Genomic DNA, 18,197 nt, shown 5'->3' with positions numbered 1-18,197 from the left:
AATTGAAAATAAGTTATCAAGAAAGGCAGAGGGACTAGACCCAACGAAGCCTTAGCAACCCTTTTTCTATATCAAGTAGAAAAAGAAGGTGCTACATTCTACTGCAACAGCAGATAGATAACCAACTAAGAACTCTTTCCTTTTGTTCCTTTTTCTGATAGCTATTATATAAAATGCTATGAGTGAAATAAAGGAATTACTAACACAAAAAATATTAGTTCTCGATGGGGCGATGGGCACGATGTTGCAGCGCTACCAATTTTCTGAAGAAGATTTTCAGGGAGAACGTTTTAAAAATTGGCAGATTCCCGTAAAAGGGAATAATGATCTCTTATCGTTAACCCAGCCCAAAGCAATTGCAGAGATACATCAAAAGTATTTTGAAGCTGGGGCAGATATTGTAGAAACCAATACTTTCTCGAGTACCACCATTGCGATGGCCGATTATAAAATGGAACATCTGGTCGATGAACTCAATTATGAGTCGGCTAAGATAGCTAAAGAAGTAGCCCAAAAAATCACCGCACAGAATCCTGCAAAGCCTCGATTTGTCGCCGGGGCGATGGGACCTACCAATAAAACCGCCAGTATTTCGCCAGATGTAAATAACCCAGGTTTTAGGGCTATTTCTTTTGATGAATTACGCATCGCTTATAAGCAACAAGCATTAGCCTTACTCAAAGGTGGAGTTGATGTTTTGTTGGTTGAAACTGTTTTTGATACGCTCAATGCCAAAGCCGCACTTTTTGCTATTGAAGAAATCAAAGAAGAACAGCAAATCGAGATTCCCATCATGTTGAGTGGAACGATTACCGATGCTTCCGGAAGAACTTTATCGGGGCAAACGGCGGAAGCTTTTTTAATTTCTGTGTCACATATTCCTTTATTGAGCGTAGGGTTTAACTGTGCATTAGGCGCCAAACAGCTAACGCCACATTTAGAAATCTTGGCACATCGAACTTCTGTAGGCGTATCTGCTTATCCCAATGCCGGGTTGCCAAATGCTTTTGGAGAATACGATGAGTCGCCCGAAGAAATGGCCAGCCAGATTGAATTGTATCTTCAGAAAAACTTAGTAAATATTATTGGAGGTTGTTGTGGAACCACACCTGAGCATATCCATGCCATTGCTAGGGTGGCTGCCAAGTATTCTCCTCGAAAATTGGAAACTCCACGACTAATTTAAGGCAAAGCATGAACTTAACTACATCAACAGCATATAAAACTTATACAGAAATGAAGTCAAATTTTCGACCATTGAAACTTTCGGGCTTAGAACCTTTAGTGATTACTCCCGAAAGTAATTTTGTAAATGTTGGTGAACGCACCAATGTGGCAGGTTCTCGAAAGTTTTTACGTTTAATAAAAGAAGAAAAATTAGAGGAAGCTTTAGCTATAGCTCGTAATCAGGTTGAAGGAGGCGCGCAAATTATCGATATTAATATGGATGATGGTTTAGTCGATGGCAAAGAGGCGATGGTTAGGTTTTTAAACCTTATTGTTTCAGAACCTGATATTTCTCGAGTACCGATAATGATTGATAGCTCTAAATGGGAAATTATTGAAGCCGGATTGCAAGTGGTACAAGGCAAATGTGTGGTGAATTCTATTTCACTGAAAGAGGGCGAAGAAGAATTTTTAAACCACGCTAAAAAAATAAAACGCTACGGAGCCGCGGTAATCGTCATGGCTTTTGATGAAGTGGGGCAAGCCGATAATTATGAACGTCGTATTGAGATTGCTCAGCGATCTTACAATTTGTTAGTCCATAAAGTGAATTTTCCTCCGGAAGATATCATATTCGATTTAAACATTTTTCCGGTCGCCACAGGAATGGATGAACACCGAAAAAATGCCATTGACTTTATAGAAGCTACAAAGTGGGTTAAAGAAAACCTTCCTTATGTGAGTGTAAGCGGTGGGGTGAGTAATATCTCTTTTTCTTTCCGCGGAAATAATGCCGTTCGTGAAGCGATGCATTCGGTCTTTCTCTATCACGCTATTCAAGCCGGAATGAATATTGGCATTGTGAATCCAACCATGTTACAGGTGTATGATGATATACCCAAAGATTTATTGGCACACGTGGAAGACGTGATGCTCGACCGTAGGGAAGATGCTACCGAGCGTTTGCTGGAATTTGCAGAAACGGTGAAACACAATAAATCGGAAAAAAATAAAGTAGATTTATCATGGCGGGAAGAAGCCTTACAAGATAGAATTACACGGGCTTTGGTGAAAGGAATCGATACCTATATTGTAGAGGATGTAGAAGAAGCCCGGCAAAATTCCGAAAAGCCAATTCAAGTGATTGAAGGACATTTAATGACAGGAATGAATGTTGTTGGCGATTTCTTTGGAAGTGGGAAAATGTTTCTTCCGCAGGTCGTGAAATCTGCCAGAGTCATGAAGAAAGCAGTAGCTTACTTATTGCCATACATAGAAGAAGAAAAGTTGAAAAATCCTGCTTCCAAAGAAGAAAAAAGTGGGGCAGGTAAAATTTTAATGGCTACGGTAAAAGGTGATGTACACGATATAGGGAAGAACATAGTTAGCGTGGTGTTGGCTTGTAATAATTATGAAATTATTGATTTAGGAGTCATGGTTCCGCCTGAAAAAATTATTGCACAAGCCAAAGCGCAACAAGTAGATATTATTGGGCTAAGTGGTTTAATAACACCTTCGCTGGATGAGATGGTTTTTCTTGCTAAGGAAATGCAACGGCAAGATTTTGAAGTTCCATTGTTAATTGGTGGAGCTACTACTTCTAAGGCACATACGGCAGTAAAAATTGATGCAGAATATCAACATGCGGTGGTTCACGTAAACGATGCTTCTCGTGCGGTAACTTTAGTGGGGAATTTGCTGCAAAAGGAAACTGCTACTCAATATAAAACAGATTTAAAACTGAATTATGCTGAATTTAGAGAAAAATTTTTAAGCCGAACCAAAGAGAAAGAATACTTATCTATTGTTGAAGCAAGAAAAAATAAATTTCAGATAGATTGGAAGGAGGAAGATATTGTTCGACCGAATCAATTAGGAGTTCAGCTGATCGAAGATTTTGACTTAGAAAAACTGAAAACTTTTATCGATTGGACTCCCTTTTTTAGAAGTTGGGATTTACACGGGAAGTTTCCAGATATTTTGGAAGATGAGGTCGTTGGTCAACAAGCGACCAGTCTATTTGCTGATGCTAAAAAAATGCTTACCGAAATTATTCAGCAGAAACAATTAAAAGCCAAAGCCGTGTTTGGTTTATTTCCTGCCAATACCGTTGACGATGATGATATTTCAGTAAAAGATCCTGAAAATTCAGTAGAAATTATTCGGTTCAGAACGTTACGACAGCAACTCAAAAAATACAAAGGCAAACCCAATTTTGCATTGGCCGACTTTATAGCTTCACAGGACACTCAATTACAAGATTATATCGGTTGTTTTTGTGTGACCACCGGTTTTGGTACGCAAGAATTAGCCACAGCATTTGAAAAGAATTTAGACGATTATAATTCGATTATGATAAAAGCGCTTGCCGATCGTTTGGCAGAAGCTTTTGCTGAGTATTTACATTGGCAAGTCCGAACCAAAGATTGGGGATATGCTCGTGATGAGAATTTATCGAATGCTGAACTCATAAAAGAATCGTATAAAGGAATTCGACCCGCCCCGGGATATCCTGCTTGTCCTGATCATTTAGAAAAATTGAGTATTTGGAAGTTGTTGAAAGTGGAAGAAAATATTGGGGTGAAGCTTACTGAAAGTTTGGCCATGTGGCCGGCAGCAAGCGTGAGCGGTTATTATTTTGCACATCCTGAAGCACGCTATTTTGGATTAGGAAAAATAAAACCCGATCAGTTGGAAGATTTTGCCAATCGAACGGGAATTACCTATGAAAAAGCTGAAAAATGGTTAAGTCCTAATTTGGCTTAGAAAATATAAATAAAGACTAACGTCATACTGAACTTGTTTAACTACGTTGAATCTTCGATTTCAGCATCGCATCAAGATGAGATTTTCAAAGCGTTGATTAAAAGTAATTTAAAAAGTTTAGGGTGATAATTGTAAAAAAGTTAGAAAAATGAAAGTAGTAGATCATATTAAAAAAGCAAAAGGAAAGACTTTATTTTCTTTTGAAATTTTACCGCCTTTAAAAGGGCAGAATATTCAATCAATTTTTGATCATATCGATCCGTTAATGGAATTTCAACCTCCATTTATTGATGTAACCTATCATCGCGAAGAATATGTATATAAAGAACTTTCAGGAGGTTTGCTACAAAAGAAAGTAGTAAGAAAGCGTCCGGGAACAGTGGGGATTTGTGCGGCTATTCAAAACAAATATGAAGTAGATGCGGTTCCTCATATTTTGTGCGGCGGTTTCACCAAAGAAGATACCGAGAATTTTTTAATTGATCTCGATTTTTTGGGAATAGATAACGTCTTGGCTTTGCGTGGTGATGCAGTTAAAAACGAAACTTATTTTTCTGCTGAAAAAGAAGGGCACACCTTTGCAAAAGACTTGGTCAAACAGATTGTAGGTTTAAACAAAGGAGAATATTTAGATGAAGAATTGCTTAATAAGAGTAAGACCAATTTTTGTATTGGCGTTGCCGGATATCCGGAAAAACATATGGAAGCGCCAAGCTTAGATCAGGATGTATTGCGCTTAAAAGAAAAAGTAGCTGCTGGTGCTTGCTATATAGTTACACAAATGTTTTTTGATAATCAAAAGTATTTTGAGTTTGTAGATAAATGCAGAACAGCAGGAATTACGGTTCCTATTATTCCAGGATTAAAACCTTTGGCTACTAAACGACAACTTTCGATTTTGCCGCATCGTTTCCATGTAGATCTTCCTGATACCTTAACTTTAGAAGTGTTGAAATGTAAAACCAAAGATCAAGTCCGTCAAGTTGGAGTAGAGTGGTGTATCCAACAAAGTAGGGAATTGATTTCAGCAGGAGCTCCGGTACTACATTATTATTCTATGGGAAAAAGCAATAACATTCATAAAATAGCTAGCGAGTTGTTTTAATTATGCGGTGATTTTTACGGGTATAATAGATAAAACCATCCACCTAAATTTAAGTTAAAAAAAAATATACGTATCCGTTAACATGAATAAATCTTAATGAAATTATGAATGATATGTTTTTAAGAATATTTTATGTTAATTTATGATTTTCATGTATGAAATAGTTATATTGCTAGCAAACTATTGATAATGAAAAAACTTTACTTCTTTTTAAGCTTTTTATTGATTAGCTTTTTTGTTTCCGCTCAAAACGAACCTTTTATTACTACGTGGGAGGTTGAAGGTAATAACTTAAGTATAACCATTCCCACAGAAGGTGAAGGTTATAATTATACCGTAGATTTTGGTGATGGCACGGTTGTAAATAACCAGACAGGTGATGCTACCCATACTTATGATTCTGCAGGGGTTTATACAGTGAGTATTTATGGAGATTTTCCAAGGATACATTTTCCTAGTTCATTTTTAAGTAGTGAAAAATTAAAATTTGTAGAACAATGGGGAGATATAGAATGGACTTCAATGGAAAGAGCTTTTAAAGATTGTAAATATCTACAGATTAACGCTACTGATAGCCCTGATTTAACTCAAGTTACTAACTTGAGTAGTATGTTTGAACACTGTGAGAATTTAAATAGTAATATTAATGATTGGGATGTTTCAAATGTGACCAACTTTAATTCTATGTTTGAGCGTGCTTATAAATTTAATCAACCACTAGATAATTGGAATGTAAGTGATGCTGTTGCAATGGAGGAAATGTTTTTTGGCGCTCATAAATTTAATCAACCTCTAAACAGTTGGAATGTATCCAATGTAGAGAGTTTTAATTCTATGTTTGCGCATGCTTATAAATTTAATCAACCTCTGAATAATTGGGATATATCTAGTGTGACAAATTTGGATGATATGTTTCTGTTTGCCTATGAGTTTAATCAACCCCTAGACAATTGGGATGTATCTAATGTAATTTATATGTCGAGTATGTTCAATGGGGCAAGGAAATTTAATCAAGATATATCAAATTGGAACTTTAATAGTGAAATTTATGATTTTGGTTCTTTTCTTGGTGGGGCACTTATGTTTGATGTAAATAATTTTGAAGCTCTTTTACAAAGATTTATTGATTTAGATTTACAAAATTTTTCCCTATATGCGAATGGTGTATTTTATTGTGATGAAGTTGCTTATAATGTTTTGAACAATGATATGGGGTGGTACATAGAAGCAGAAACTATTACAAATTGTGGTAACTTTCCTGAAGCAGCATTTGTAACAAGGTGGAATATCGATATAGATGAAAATGATAATGTTACAATTAATTCATTAGGGGATGATTATAATTATAATATAGATTTTGGTGATGGTACTTCACAATCCGGTATTACAGGAGATATTACTCACACTTATACAGATAGTGGTTTCTATAGGATTATCATCACAGGTGAATTTCCAAGGTTTGAAATTTCAGATAGTAGGCTTATAGGTATAGATAACTGGGGAGCAATTGAGTGGCAATCTATGGAGAATGCTTTTTTGGGTAACGAAAGTAATATACTCATCTATGCTAACGATACGCCAGATTTAAGCCAAGTTACTAGTTTGAGTGGTATGTTTAAAGATTGCGAAAATTTCAATAGTAATATTAATGATTGGGATGTTTCTAATGTGAACAACTTTGATTATATGTTTAATGGTGCTAATTCATTTGATCAACCATTAAATAATTGGAATGTAAATAATGCTATTACAATGGAAGAAATGTTTTATGTAGCTTCTTCTTTTAATCAACCTTTAAGTGATTGGGATGTTAGTAATGTTTCTAATATGGATTCCATGTTTTATGTAGCTTCTTCTTTTAATCAATCCTTAAATGATTGGAATGTTAGTAATGTAGAAGACATGTCTCGTATGTTTAAAAGTGCTATGTCCTTTAATCAGCCTTTAGATCAATGGAATGTAAGTAATGTAGAAAATATGTCTAATATGTTTGATCGTGCTATGTCATTTAATCAACCTTTAAATGATTGGGATGTAAGTAATGTAACAAATATGAATTTTATGTTTATTGATGCTGTCTCCTTTAATCAGCCATTAAACAATTGGGATGTAAGTAGTGTTACTAGTATGAGAGAAATGTTTCGAGCAGGTCTTGATGGGAGTAACTTTAATCAGCCGTTGGAAGATTGGGATGTTAGTAATGTAATAGATATGAGTGGAATGTTTAATAGGGCTTTAGCTTTTAATCAGCCGTTGGAAGATTGGGATGTAAGTAACGTTACAGATATGAATTATATGTTTCGAGGTGCTATTTCCTTTAATCAACCTTTAAATCAATGGAATGTAAGTAACGTGCAAAATATGTTCAGTATGTTCAGTGGTGCTATTAGTTTCAATCAGCCATTAAATAATTGGGACGTTTCAAATGTAGTTGGTTTTAATAATGGTGATGGTTTTGGATCTATGTTTTATGAAGCTGAAAGCTTTAATCAATCATTGTATGAATGGGAATTTAATGTCTCAGATCTTTATGGTTTTTTAACAAGAACTAATCTAGATATTGTTAATTATGATTTGTTGCTTCAAAATTTAAGTAATTCAAATTTACAGAATGGTACTCTAGGGGCTGAAGATTTAAAATATTGTAATGAATCTGTACGTCAATATTTAATTGATGAAATGGGGTGGAACATTATTGGAGATATGTTTTCTGAAGAGTGTAACGCAATAACCGGTTATATCAAATATGATAGTGACGATAATGGTTGTGATGATAATGATTTTCCTTTTAATAATCAAATGATTTTTATTAGCAATGAAAATTATAATTTCATTACTTTTTCTAATGATGGGATATATAATATTGGTTTAGTAGATAATGAATTTGAAATATCATTAATTAATTTACCAGATTTTTTGGAAGCTTCACCGGAATCTAGTGAAATTATTTTCACAGAAGCTAATCAAACAATTCAACAAAACTTCTGCCTCACCGCAACACAAACCGTCGAAGATTTAAATATTACCTTATTGCCCGTTTCGCAAGCCCGTCCGGGTTTTGAAGGCGATTATCGATTAGTCATTGAAAATATGGGAACACAGACCGTTTCATTGGCAAACGTCAGTTTACTTTTTGATGATACCAAACAAAGTTTTGTGGTAGCAACTCCTGCTGAAAGTTCAAGTAGCACTAATGAATTGAATTTTGAGGTTAACGATTTATCTCCATTTAATCAGCAAGTATTTAATTTTACGATGCAGACCTTTCAACCGCCAACCGTAAATGGAGATGATATCTTAGCATTTACAGCCACGGTAACTCCTAATACCAACGACTATACCCCAGAAGATAATACGTTTGATTATGATCAAGTGGTAGTGAACTCTTACGACCCTAATGATAAGCAGATCTTGCAAGGAGATGAAGTTCATATCGATGATGCCGACCAATATTTAGATTATTTAATCCGTTTCCAAAATACCGGAACGGCAAGTGCCATTAATGTGCGTGTAGTAGATACGTTGCATCCCAACTTAGATTACAGTAGCATTAGACCTGTAAATGCAAGCGATGATTACCGGGTAGAAATTACGGATGGTAATCACGTAGAATTCATTTTTGAAGATATCAACCTTCCTGATGAAAACTCAGACGAACCGGGGAGTCACGGCTTTATCGCTTACAAAATCAAACCCAAAGAAAACGTAGCTGTTGGAGATTTTGTGACTGGTGATGCGCAAATCTATTTTGATTTTAATGAACCTATTATTACCAATATGGTTTCTACACAATTTGTTGAAGATTTAAGCGTAAATGAATATGATAAGAGTCGAACAATAAGCATTTATCCTAATCCTACTACTGGAATTTTAAATATTCAGAAAAACACAACTCTAGAATTGAATGAAATAAATATTTATAATCTTCAAGGGAAAAGGTTATTGAACTTTTCAGAAAATCTAGAAAAATTAACTATTGAAAATTTAAGCGCAGGAATCTATCTCCTTCAAATACAGACCAATCAAGGGGTAATTAATAAACAATTGATTAAAAATTAAATTGAAGATCTATAAACAACAATGCGAACCTAATTTAGGTTCGCATTGTTGTTTATAATTACTTTTTTAGAACTGTGAACTAAATTAAGAAAGAAATTTATTTATTCTACCTTTTGCTTCTGCGTTAAATCCCTAAACAAGTCTTCCAAATTTTTATGCTTTTGGTGAAGTTGAAGGATTTTAAGTCCGTTATCATGGGCAAAATCAAACACCACTGATCGCATATCTTTGGAAGTTTCAAAAGTGATTTCATACAAAAAACCAGCTGGGTTTTTTACCTCTTTAATTTGAGGTAAACGTTGTAAGGCGACCGTTTCTACACGATAATCAAATTCAACGACTACTGTTTGCTGATTATCTTCCGTGAGTTCTTTTAATTTTTTATCGGCTACAATTTCACCATTATTAATAATAATCACCCGATCGCAAACCGCTTCTACCTCTTGCATGATGTGCGTTGATAAGAAAATGGTTTTCTCTTTTCCTATTTTTTTGATGAGTTCTCGAATTTCTACTAACTGGTTCGGGTCTAACCCGGTGGTGGGTTCATCTAAAATGAGCACACTTGGGTTGTGCAATAAGGCATTGGCTAAACCTACACGCTGGCGATAACCTTTAGAAAGTTCGCCGATTTTTTTATTGGCTTCCGGAGTTAAACCAGTCAATTCGATTACCTTTTCAATCTCTTCTTTGAGCGTTTTGTAAACTTTTGCATTAAAAGCTAAATATTCACGTACATACATTTCTAAGTATAACGGGTTGTGTTCCGGTAAATACCCAATTTGCTGCTGAAGTTTTAACTTATCGGTAGTAATATCAAGACCATTAATTTTGGCAATTCCTTCTGAAGCCGGTAGATATCCGGTTAAAATTTTCATGGTCGTTGATTTTCCTGCACCATTTGGACCTAAAAAGCCTACAATCTCCCCGGTATTAATTTCAAAAGAAATTTCTTTTAGTGCTTGCTGCGTTCCGTAGAATTTAGAAATACCCTTTACTTCAATGCCCATAGTCATTTAATTTAATCTCAAAAATAAATAATTCTTAATGGGAAAAGTATTTTTCAGTTTAAAAGTTGAATTGTTTTCAATGAGAAAACATTTTCGATTCCGATCAGTGTGATAATTATAGTATTATGAAAAATCAGCTCTTAATGAGATTTGTTACCTTGAGCGGAGTAGAAAGGTGATTATATTTTAATTTTCAATAAAAACCTAAAAAACATTTTGTTTCTAAAAATTAAATTATAATTTAGTCTAATAGTTAAAAGCAAAATGAAAAACGTATTTACTTGGAACGCCTATTTTTATTTTTATTTCTTTATTAGAAATAGAATCGGGAGCCCTATGTAAATACTTCATCAATTATAAAAGTAATTCGTAAAATCCCGATAAATAGTTATCGGGATTTTTTTTTTGAATAAAAATGAAAAAAGAAGTGATTGCAATTCAAGGCATAGAAGGTTCTTTTCACCATCAGGTGGCACGGGAGTATTTCGGACAAGAAGTACAAGTATCGATGTGTGCTAGTTTTAAAGAATTGGCAGAACAAGTAGCGAATGATTTGGTAACAAAAGCCGTCATGGCTATCGAAAACTCTACCGCAGGAACTATTTTACCTAACTATGCTTATATAGATGAATATGGCTTAGAAGTGATAGGTGAACATTACATTCCTGTAAAAATGAATTTAATGGCCTTGCCCGGGGAAACCTTAGAAAGTATTACCGAAGTCTATTCTCATCCTATCGCGTTGTTGCAATGTAAAAATTTCTTTAAGCAATATCCGCAGATTAGATTAATAGAAGACAACGACACGGCAGAAGCTGCCAAGCGTATAGCCGAAAAAGGTTTGAAAAACACGGCGGCAATTGCAAGTACTACGGCAGCAGAAATTTTTAAGCTGAAGGTGTTAGCTAAAAATATTCATTCAGAACAGACCAACACCACACGCTTTTTAATCATTTCAGAAAAAAAAGAAAAGGTAGCACAAGCCGATAAAGCTTCTTTAAAATTAATTTTAAAACACGAACAGGGAAGTCTGCTGAAAGCTTTGCAAATCTTAGATCGTTACGAATTGGATATGACGAAAATTCAATCGCTTCCTATTGTTGATGAACCTTGGAAATATTCATTTTTTATCGATGTTATCTTTAAAGATATCACAAAGTTAAAAGAAGCGATAAAAGCTTTAGAAAAAGTTTCTGAAGCCCATAAAATTTTAGGAATCTACAAAAACAAAAACCATGAAGCCCGCCAATAGGTTAGCGTTTATTAAAGAGTACTACTTCAGTAAAAAGTTGCAAGAAATCAAAGAAATGCAACAACAAGGAGTAGACGTGATTAACTTAGGAATAGGAAGCCCAGATTTACCACCGCCTTACGATGCAGTGGCACAAATGCAATTGGCTGCCAAACAAGAAAAAGCGCATCAATACCAAAGCTATCGTGGCTTAGATGAATTGCGGGAAGCCTTTGCAGATTTCTACCAACGTAAATTTCAGGTAGAGGTAAATCTTCATACGGAGATTTTACCTTTAATGGGAAGTAAAGAAGGAGTCATGCAAATTTCCATGGCGTTTTTAAACGAAGGCGATGAGGTGTTGATTCCTAATCCGGGTTACCCTACCTATACCTCGGTAACCAAGTTGGTGGGAGCCAAGCCCGTTTTTTATGAGTTAAAAGAAGAACAAGGCTGGCAGCCTAATTTTTCTGACTTAGAAAAACAAGATTTAAGCAAAGTGAAAATCATGTGGCTCAATTATCCGCATATGCCAACGGGTGCAAAAGCTGGTCAGCACCTTTTTCACGATGCCATTGCATTTGCAAAAAAGCATGATATTTTGTTAGTAAATGACAATCCGTATAGTTTTATTTTAAACGATAATCCGGAAAGTTTATTAGCATATCCTGGATCTAAAGATGTTGGTGTAGAGTTAACATCAGTAAGTAAAACTTTTAATATGGCCGGTTGGCGTGTAGGTGCCGTTTTAGGAAATCAGGAAAACCTGCAACATATCTTAAAAGTAAAAAGCAATATGGATAGCGGGATGTTTTTGCCTATTCAATTGGGTGCCTCAGTAGCTTTAAAGGAAAATGAAGATTGGTTTAAAAATTTAGATTTTTTATACAAAAACCGAAGAATCAAAATTACGGAGTTGGCTGAAAAATTGGGTTGTCAATTAGAAAAACGCGATTTAGTCGGAATGTTTGTTTGGGCAAAAATTCCCAATAGGTATAAAACTTCAGAAGAATTTTCAGAACATATTTTACATAAGCACCATTTGTTCGCAGCACCGGGAACGGTTTTTGGCAGTGCTGGCGAAGGTTATATTCGATTTTCACTTTGTGTAGATGAGGCTACAATAGAAAAAGCCATTAAACGAGTAGAATCATGAAAGTAGCAGTAGTAGGAATAGGATTAATTGGTGGTTCGATGGCTTTAGATATAAAAGCTGTTTTTGAGAATGTTGAAATTATAGGGATAGATAAAAATGAAAAAAACGCTCAAAAAGCCAAAGATTTACAGCTGATTGATGCAATAGCTCAATTGGAAGATTTAAAACAAGCCGAAGTGGTTATTGTTTCGGTACCGGTAGATGTGAGTCTACAAGTGCTTGCTCAGGTGTTAGATCATGTGGGTGAAAATACCTTGGTCCTGGATACCGGTTCTACAAAAGAAAAGATATGTGAGTCTGTGAAGAATCATCCGAAACGAAGAAATTATTTAGCAGCACATCCCATTGCGGGAACGGAGTTTTCTGGACCCGAGGCGGCGATCCCAAATTTATACCGAAACAAAACCATGATTGTTTGCGAGGTAGAAAAAACAGCTTTTAAGTTGCAGGAAATTGCTTTCGAAATCTTTCAGCGTTTAGGAATGAGAATCCGTTATATGGATCCGCATTCGCACGACAAACACATTGCGTATGTATCTCATTTGTCGCATATCAGCTCTTTTATGTTAGGTAAAACCGTGTTGGAAAAAGAGAAAAATGAAAAAGATATTTTCGATTTGGCCGGTAGCGGATTTGCATCTACCGTGCGTTTGGCCAAAAGTTCGCCGGCGATGTGGGCGCCCATTTTTCAGCAGAATAAAGAAAACGTCTTGGAAACCTTGAAGGAATATATTCAGAATTTGAATGAATTTAAAAACCTGATGGAGCAAGATAATTTTGAACAAGTATATAAAGAAATGGCTAATACCAACCATATTAAAAATGTTTTAAACGGAATAAATTAACTAACGTGAGTTAGACGTAAAAAAACAATAGTTCTATTGAACTGGTCATTCCTGCAAGGTTTAACAAACCTTGTAGGTATTTTACAGCTAAAAATCATACCTGCGAGGTAGAAAAAAGACCTCGCAGGAGTTTTAAATATTAATAGATTGAAAAGCAACACTTAAATTTTATACTTATATGAATTCATGTAACTAGTGAAAATACATTGCGTTAGGGATAGAGGCATTGTTGAAGCTCTTTTTAATTTGTCACCTTGAGCCCTTCGACTATCGCTCAGGATAAACTTAACTCGAAAGGTTGAGACAAATTAAAAAAGCGACTGCCGAAAGCCCGACCCGATAGGGAAACGCCCAATATAACCACCCCTACTTAAAAAAGAGGGGAACAAAATGTTAAAAAATAAATTAGAACAAATAGAAAAAACGCTGTCTTAATTACAAAAAGTTTCTCTCCTTCAAAAGGGGAGATGCCGAAGGCAGAGGGGTAAAACACAGAAAACAAACACCTATGGAAAATAAAAAAGAATTAAGAACTTGGTTAGATCAGTTTAATTTAGATCACCCATTAGTGATTGCAGGGCCTTGTAGCGCTGAAACGGAAGAGCAAGTATTAAAAATTGCACATCAGTTAAAAGAAACAGACACGAGCGTATTGCGTGCGGGTATCTGGAAACCAAGAACGCGACCCGGAAATTTTGAGGGCGTTGGAGCTTTAGGGTTAAAGTGGTTGCAAAAAGCCAAAGAAGAAACTGGATTGTTAACCACGACAGAAGTGGCTAATCCAATTCATGTAGATTTAGCTTTGAAGCATGATGTTGATATTTTATGGATAGGCGCAAGAACTACGGTGTCTCCATTTAATATTCAGGAGATAGCAGAAGCGTTAAAGGGAACCGATAAAACGGTATTAATCAAAAATCCAGTGAATCCAGATTTATCCCTTTGGTTAGGTGCGGTAGAGCGTTTTTACAAGCAGGATGTGAAAAACTTGGGAGTAATTCACAGAGGCTTTTCTACTTACGAAAAATCAAAATACCGTAACAATCCGGAATGGCAAATTGCGATTGATTTACAAACGAAGTTTCCAGACTTGCCCTTAATTTTAGATCCATCACATATCGCTGGTAGAAGAGATATTATTACCGATTTATGTCAGACGGCATTGGATTTAAATTACGACGGAATTATGGTAGAAACGCATTATGATCCCGACCATGCGTGGAGTGATGCCCAACAGCAAATAACGCCAAAGGCATTAGACCAAATGACACGAGATTTAAAGATTAGAAAAGAAGTTTCACAGAGTCAGGATTTTCAGGAAAAGTTGGCTTCACTTCGTGCCAAAATTGATGTAATCGATAATCAGTTGTTAGACATTTTAGGAAAACGAATGAAAGTTGCTGATGATATTGGCGAAGTGAAAAAAGAAAAAAACGTGGCAATTTTACAATCAACACGATGGAATGAGATTTTGGGAAAAATGATTTTAGATGGGAAAGAGCATAATTTAAGTGAAGAGTTTATCTTAAAAATATTTAAAGCAATTCACCAAGAATCTATTAATCATCAAGAAAAAATCTTAAATGAATAATTTTTTTTGATTGTATTTATAAATGTTATAGGTTTGTTAAAATCAGATAATACTATCTGATTTTTTCATTTTTAACTTTATATCTAATGACAAAAAAATTACCTATTTTCCTGTTATTTATGATAATAGGATTATTTAAAACTCAAGCTCAAAACGCTACTCTTGGTAATGTAAGTATTACTCACGGAGCAGAAATTGAAGAAGACAAAGAAAAAATCGTAAAAATTGCTGCCGAATTAGATGGTATAATTTATACACTTGCTACCAAGGGTAAAAATTATTACATAAAAACATTTTCTTCCGGTAATATGGATCATCTTAAAACTACCGATATAGAACTACCTGAACACTTAAAAAAAGATATAGAGTTTGAAAGTATTGTAAATATTGGAGATAATATTTATGTGATTGGTAGTATGTATGATAATAAGGATGATGTTTATCATTTATTTGGATATGCTGTCGATAAACAAGGGAATATATCTAATGAACAAGTAAAACTTTTCAATACGCAAGTAACAAAAAAGCGTGAGCGTGGTTGCTTTTATTTTAAAAGCTCCCCCGATAAAGATATACTTTTAGTAATGCATGCTACTTTGTTTGAAAAAGAAGAACAAATACAATATGAAATAAAATTATTTGATAAGCAATTAAATGTTATAACAGAATATTTAGAGAAAGTTCCTTATGAAGATAAAAAGGAATTAGAGTTTGAAATTTCTGATTATGATGTGAATTTAAATGGAGATATTTTCTTAGCAATTAATGAAAGTTATAGAGACAAAAAGGCAAAGAAGCATATCGAAAATTTTCAATTGTATGCCTTTAAGAAAAATAATAATTATCAGAAGGAAGTGGTTAACATCAATTTTGAGGATAAAGAAGTTATCAATGGGCAAGTTTTCTCTACAGCAAATGGAAGCGTAAATATTGTCGGTTTTTACTCAAATGTCAGAAAAAATGGTAAAGCTTTAAAAAATCTTAGAGGAGTTTACTCTGTGGTTGTAAATTCTAAAAACAATGAAGTAGAGAATATAAGCTTTAATGATTTTGATTATGAAACAAAAGTGAAATTAATTGGGGAGCGAAGGGCTAAAAAGGATAAAGACATTAAACCCTTATATAGAACTCACTCTATTATTGAAAAAGAAGATGGAGGGGTTATTTTGCTTTCTGAATATCATACAGTAGTTGTAGGAGATAAAACTGGTTTTGGCCCGATGGCTGTTCATCCGGTAATATATACTCATAACGAAATTATTGTAACCTCTTTAAATCCAGATGGAAGTATTGCCTGGTCTAATGTGGTGCCTAAACAACAAACCGCAAGTTTTACAGTTTTATCAGTAGGTTTTTGGGGTGGTTATGGTAATGGTACATTCGCCGTTGGGGGAAGTATAACAATTCCTGTTGCTAATTTAGGTAAAGGCCCAGAATATTTAAGTGCAATACCTATTTATAGCGATCATAAGTTAACTGTATTATTTAACGATAATAAAAAAAATATTGGAGAAGTAGATATAGAGGAAATTAGATCTATGGGGAATTATAATAAAGCTATACCGTCTGCATTTGTTTTTAATGAAAATGGTGATGTTGAAAGAATAGACCAAGAAGACTTTCAGAAAAAGCAATTGGTATTAAGACCAGGAGTGTTTTTACGCAAAAATCCCAAAGAATATATTATTTATTCTTCAAGAAAATCTAAAGATAAATTGGGTAGAATGTATATTAAATAATAATAGCTTGAACTTTAATAAAAAAGACTGCCTAAAAAAGCAGTCTTTTTTTATGCTAAATAGGCAGGGATTGTTCATTTTTGTAATATGAAAGGAACCGTTTATAAATCAACTGGAAGCTGGTATACTGTTAAAGCGGAAGACGGACAGTTTTATCAGTGCCGTATCAAAGGTAAGTTCAGGATAAAAGGGATTAAAAATACCAATCCCGTAGCAGTAGGAGATCGTGTGCTGTTTGATTTAGACCATAATGTAGATGAGGTAGTAGGCGTTATTAAAGAGATTGAAGAACGAGAGAATTACATCATTAGAAAATCGGTGAACCTTTCTAAACAAACCCATATTATCGCGGCAAATATCGATATCGCTTTTTTAATTGTTACGCTCAATAATCCCCCTACATTTACCACCTTTATCGATCGTTTTTTAGTCACTGCTGAAGCATACGGGATTAAAGCCGTGTTGCTTTTCAATAAGGTAGATACCTATACGGAAGAAGAAAAAGACGAAATCAGGTATTTATTGGGAATGTATCGTGCTATTGGGTATGAAGCGATACCTATTTCAGCAAAAACAGGTAAAAATATAGAAAGGGTAAAAGAAATGATGCTAGGAAAAACCTCTTTGTTTTCCGGTCATAGTGGTGTAGGAAAAACCACTTTAATCAATCAATTGCAGCCTGGGCTAAGTTTAAAAACTTCAGAAATATCAGAACAACATTTACAAGGTCAACATACGACCACTTTTGCTGAAATGTTTGATCTTTCGTTTGATGCACAAATTATTGATACGCCTGGTATTAAAGGTTTTGGGATTGTAGAAATAGAGAAAGAAGAGCTAGGAGATTATTTTCCTGAATTTTTTAAGCTAAAAGAGCAATGTAAATTCAATAATTGCCTTCATTTAGAAGAACCTAAATGTGCGGTAAAGGAAGCTTTAGAGTTAGGGGAAATCGCTATGTCCAGATATAAGTCTTATTTGCAGATTATTGAAGGGGAAGACGAAAATTACCGAGTAGATATTTATAAAGAATAAAATGTATGAGAGTTGTATTGCAGCGCGTAAGTGAAGCAAGCGTAACCATAGAAAACAATGTAAAATCTTCCATAAAAAGTGGACTTTTATTATTGGTAGGAATTGAAGATGAAGACCATCAAGAAGAGATCGAGTGGCTTTGTCGAAAAATCATCAATATGCGAATTTTTAGCGATGAAGATGATAAGATGAATTTATCCTTAAAAGATATCGATGGAGAAGCACTAATTATAAGTCAGTTTACCCTTCACGCCAGTACCAAAAAGGGCAATCGTCCTAGTTTTATTAAAGCTGCAAAACCCGATGTAGCCATTCCGCTATATAAAGCATTTATCAAGGAATTTGAAAAACAATTAGACAAAAAAGTAGGAACCGGAGAATTTGGTGCCGATATGAAAGTATCTCTTTTAAATGATGGTCCGGTAACTATTATTATAGATTCTAAAGAAAAATATTAGCAGATTCTTTTAAAATTTATATTTTTAACGTCTCG

The 18,197-nt window shown here is 34.7% G+C and carries 12 protein-coding genes and 1 riboswitch; of the genes, 11 read left to right on the top strand and 1 reads right to left on the bottom strand.

Features of this window, described 5'->3' with window-relative positions:
* Positions 1-10 precede the first annotated feature (10 nt).
* A riboswitch (SAM riboswitch) is annotated at positions 11-124 on the top strand.
* A gap of 54 nt (positions 125-178) precedes the next feature.
* The 4 genes from FVB9532_RS09160 (at position 179) to FVB9532_RS09145 (ending at position 9,097) form a co-directional block, all read left to right on the top strand.
* Entirely contained in the window at positions 179-1,186 is a 1,008-nt protein-coding gene (locus FVB9532_RS09160; RefSeq protein WP_150544907.1) for a homocysteine S-methyltransferase family protein, read from the top strand.
* 50 nt (positions 1,187-1,236) lie between these two features.
* Positions 1,237-3,933 (top strand): methionine synthase, encoded by a 2,697-nt coding sequence (gene metH, locus FVB9532_RS09155; protein WP_150544906.1) that lies wholly within the window; start codon positions 1,237-1,239, stop codon positions 3,931-3,933.
* 148 nt (positions 3,934-4,081) lie between these two features.
* Positions 4,082-5,038: a methylenetetrahydrofolate reductase [NAD(P)H] gene (metF, locus tag FVB9532_RS09150; protein WP_150544905.1), complete on the top strand. Its 957-nt coding sequence runs from the start codon at positions 4,082-4,084 to the stop codon at positions 5,036-5,038.
* A gap of 189 nt (positions 5,039-5,227) precedes the next feature.
* Positions 5,228-9,097, top strand: a complete 3,870-nt coding sequence (locus tag FVB9532_RS09145; protein WP_150544904.1) for a BspA family leucine-rich repeat surface protein — start codon at positions 5,228-5,230, stop codon at positions 9,095-9,097.
* Positions 9,098-9,198: 101 nt separating this feature from the next.
* Here FVB9532_RS09145 and gldA read toward each other — a convergent pair whose 3' ends face one another.
* Positions 9,199-10,107, bottom strand: coding sequence for a gliding motility-associated ABC transporter ATP-binding subunit GldA (gene gldA, locus FVB9532_RS09140; RefSeq protein ID WP_150544903.1), 909 nt, complete (start codon positions 10,105-10,107; stop codon positions 9,199-9,201).
* A gap of 415 nt (positions 10,108-10,522) precedes the next feature.
* On the opposite strand from gldA, the gene FVB9532_RS09135 reads away from it, so the two are divergent.
* From FVB9532_RS09135 to dtd, 7 genes are all read left to right on the top strand, one after another.
* Positions 10,523-11,359, top strand: a complete 837-nt coding sequence (locus FVB9532_RS09135; RefSeq protein WP_150544902.1) for a prephenate dehydratase — start codon at positions 10,523-10,525, stop codon at positions 11,357-11,359.
* The gene (locus FVB9532_RS09130) at positions 11,343-12,494 is read left to right on the top strand and encodes a pyridoxal phosphate-dependent aminotransferase (protein ID WP_150544901.1); all 1,152 of its coding nucleotides are present in this window, start codon (positions 11,343-11,345) and stop codon (positions 12,492-12,494) included. The genes FVB9532_RS09135 and FVB9532_RS09130 overlap by 17 nt, the downstream gene beginning before the upstream one ends.
* The gene (locus FVB9532_RS09125; protein WP_150544900.1) at positions 12,491-13,339 is read left to right on the top strand and encodes a prephenate dehydrogenase; all 849 of its coding nucleotides are present in this window, start codon (positions 12,491-12,493) and stop codon (positions 13,337-13,339) included. Before FVB9532_RS09130 ends, FVB9532_RS09125 begins: the two co-directional genes overlap by 4 nt.
* Positions 13,340-13,847: 508 nt before the next feature.
* The gene (locus FVB9532_RS09120; protein ID WP_150544899.1) at positions 13,848-14,930 is read left to right on the top strand and encodes a bifunctional 3-deoxy-7-phosphoheptulonate synthase/chorismate mutase type II; all 1,083 of its coding nucleotides are present in this window, start codon (positions 13,848-13,850) and stop codon (positions 14,928-14,930) included.
* Between the two features lie 86 nt (positions 14,931-15,016).
* Complete coding sequence (locus FVB9532_RS09115) at positions 15,017-16,669, top strand: hypothetical protein (RefSeq protein ID WP_150544898.1); 1,653 nt, start codon at positions 15,017-15,019, stop codon at positions 16,667-16,669.
* Between the two features lie 87 nt (positions 16,670-16,756).
* Complete coding sequence (gene rsgA, locus FVB9532_RS09110; RefSeq protein ID WP_150544897.1) at positions 16,757-17,704, top strand: ribosome small subunit-dependent GTPase A; 948 nt, start codon at positions 16,757-16,759, stop codon at positions 17,702-17,704.
* Positions 17,705-17,709: 5 nt separating this feature from the next.
* The gene (gene dtd, locus FVB9532_RS09105; protein WP_150544896.1) at positions 17,710-18,162 is read left to right on the top strand and encodes a D-aminoacyl-tRNA deacylase; all 453 of its coding nucleotides are present in this window, start codon (positions 17,710-17,712) and stop codon (positions 18,160-18,162) included.
* Positions 18,163-18,197 lie beyond the last annotated feature (35 nt).

Source organism: Mesonia oceanica, assembly GCF_902499555.1.
GTDB classification, from domain to species: domain Bacteria; phylum Bacteroidota; class Bacteroidia; order Flavobacteriales; family Flavobacteriaceae; genus Mesonia; species Mesonia oceanica.
The sequence above is the reverse complement of the archived record's forward strand: the minus strand, read 5'-3'. Positions and strand labels throughout refer to the sequence as shown.

Coding starts and splice junctions, on each gene's coding strand:
- metH (WP_150544906.1), top strand. CDS start 1,237: ATGAAGTCAAATTTTCGACCATTGAAACTTTCGGGCTTAGAACCTTTA.
- dtd (WP_150544896.1), top strand. CDS start 17,710: ATGAGAGTTGTATTGCAGCGCGTAAGTGAAGCAAGCGTAACCATAGAA.
- FVB9532_RS09145 (WP_150544904.1), top strand. CDS start 5,228: ATGAAAAAACTTTACTTCTTTTTAAGCTTTTTATTGATTAGCTTTTTT.
- FVB9532_RS09135 (WP_150544902.1), top strand. CDS start 10,523: ATGAAAAAAGAAGTGATTGCAATTCAAGGCATAGAAGGTTCTTTTCAC.
- FVB9532_RS09115 (WP_150544898.1), top strand. CDS start 15,017: ATGACAAAAAAATTACCTATTTTCCTGTTATTTATGATAATAGGATTA.
- rsgA (WP_150544897.1), top strand. CDS start 16,757: ATGAAAGGAACCGTTTATAAATCAACTGGAAGCTGGTATACTGTTAAA.
- FVB9532_RS09130 (WP_150544901.1), top strand. CDS start 11,343: ATGAAGCCCGCCAATAGGTTAGCGTTTATTAAAGAGTACTACTTCAGT.
- FVB9532_RS09125 (WP_150544900.1), top strand. CDS start 12,491: ATGAAAGTAGCAGTAGTAGGAATAGGATTAATTGGTGGTTCGATGGCT.
- FVB9532_RS09160 (WP_150544907.1), top strand. CDS start 179: ATGAGTGAAATAAAGGAATTACTAACACAAAAAATATTAGTTCTCGAT.
- gldA (WP_150544903.1), bottom strand. CDS start 10,107: ATGGGCATTGAAGTAAAGGGTATTTCTAAATTCTACGGAACGCAGCAA.
- FVB9532_RS09120 (WP_150544899.1), top strand. CDS start 13,848: ATGGAAAATAAAAAAGAATTAAGAACTTGGTTAGATCAGTTTAATTTA.
- metF (WP_150544905.1), top strand. CDS start 4,082: ATGAAAGTAGTAGATCATATTAAAAAAGCAAAAGGAAAGACTTTATTT.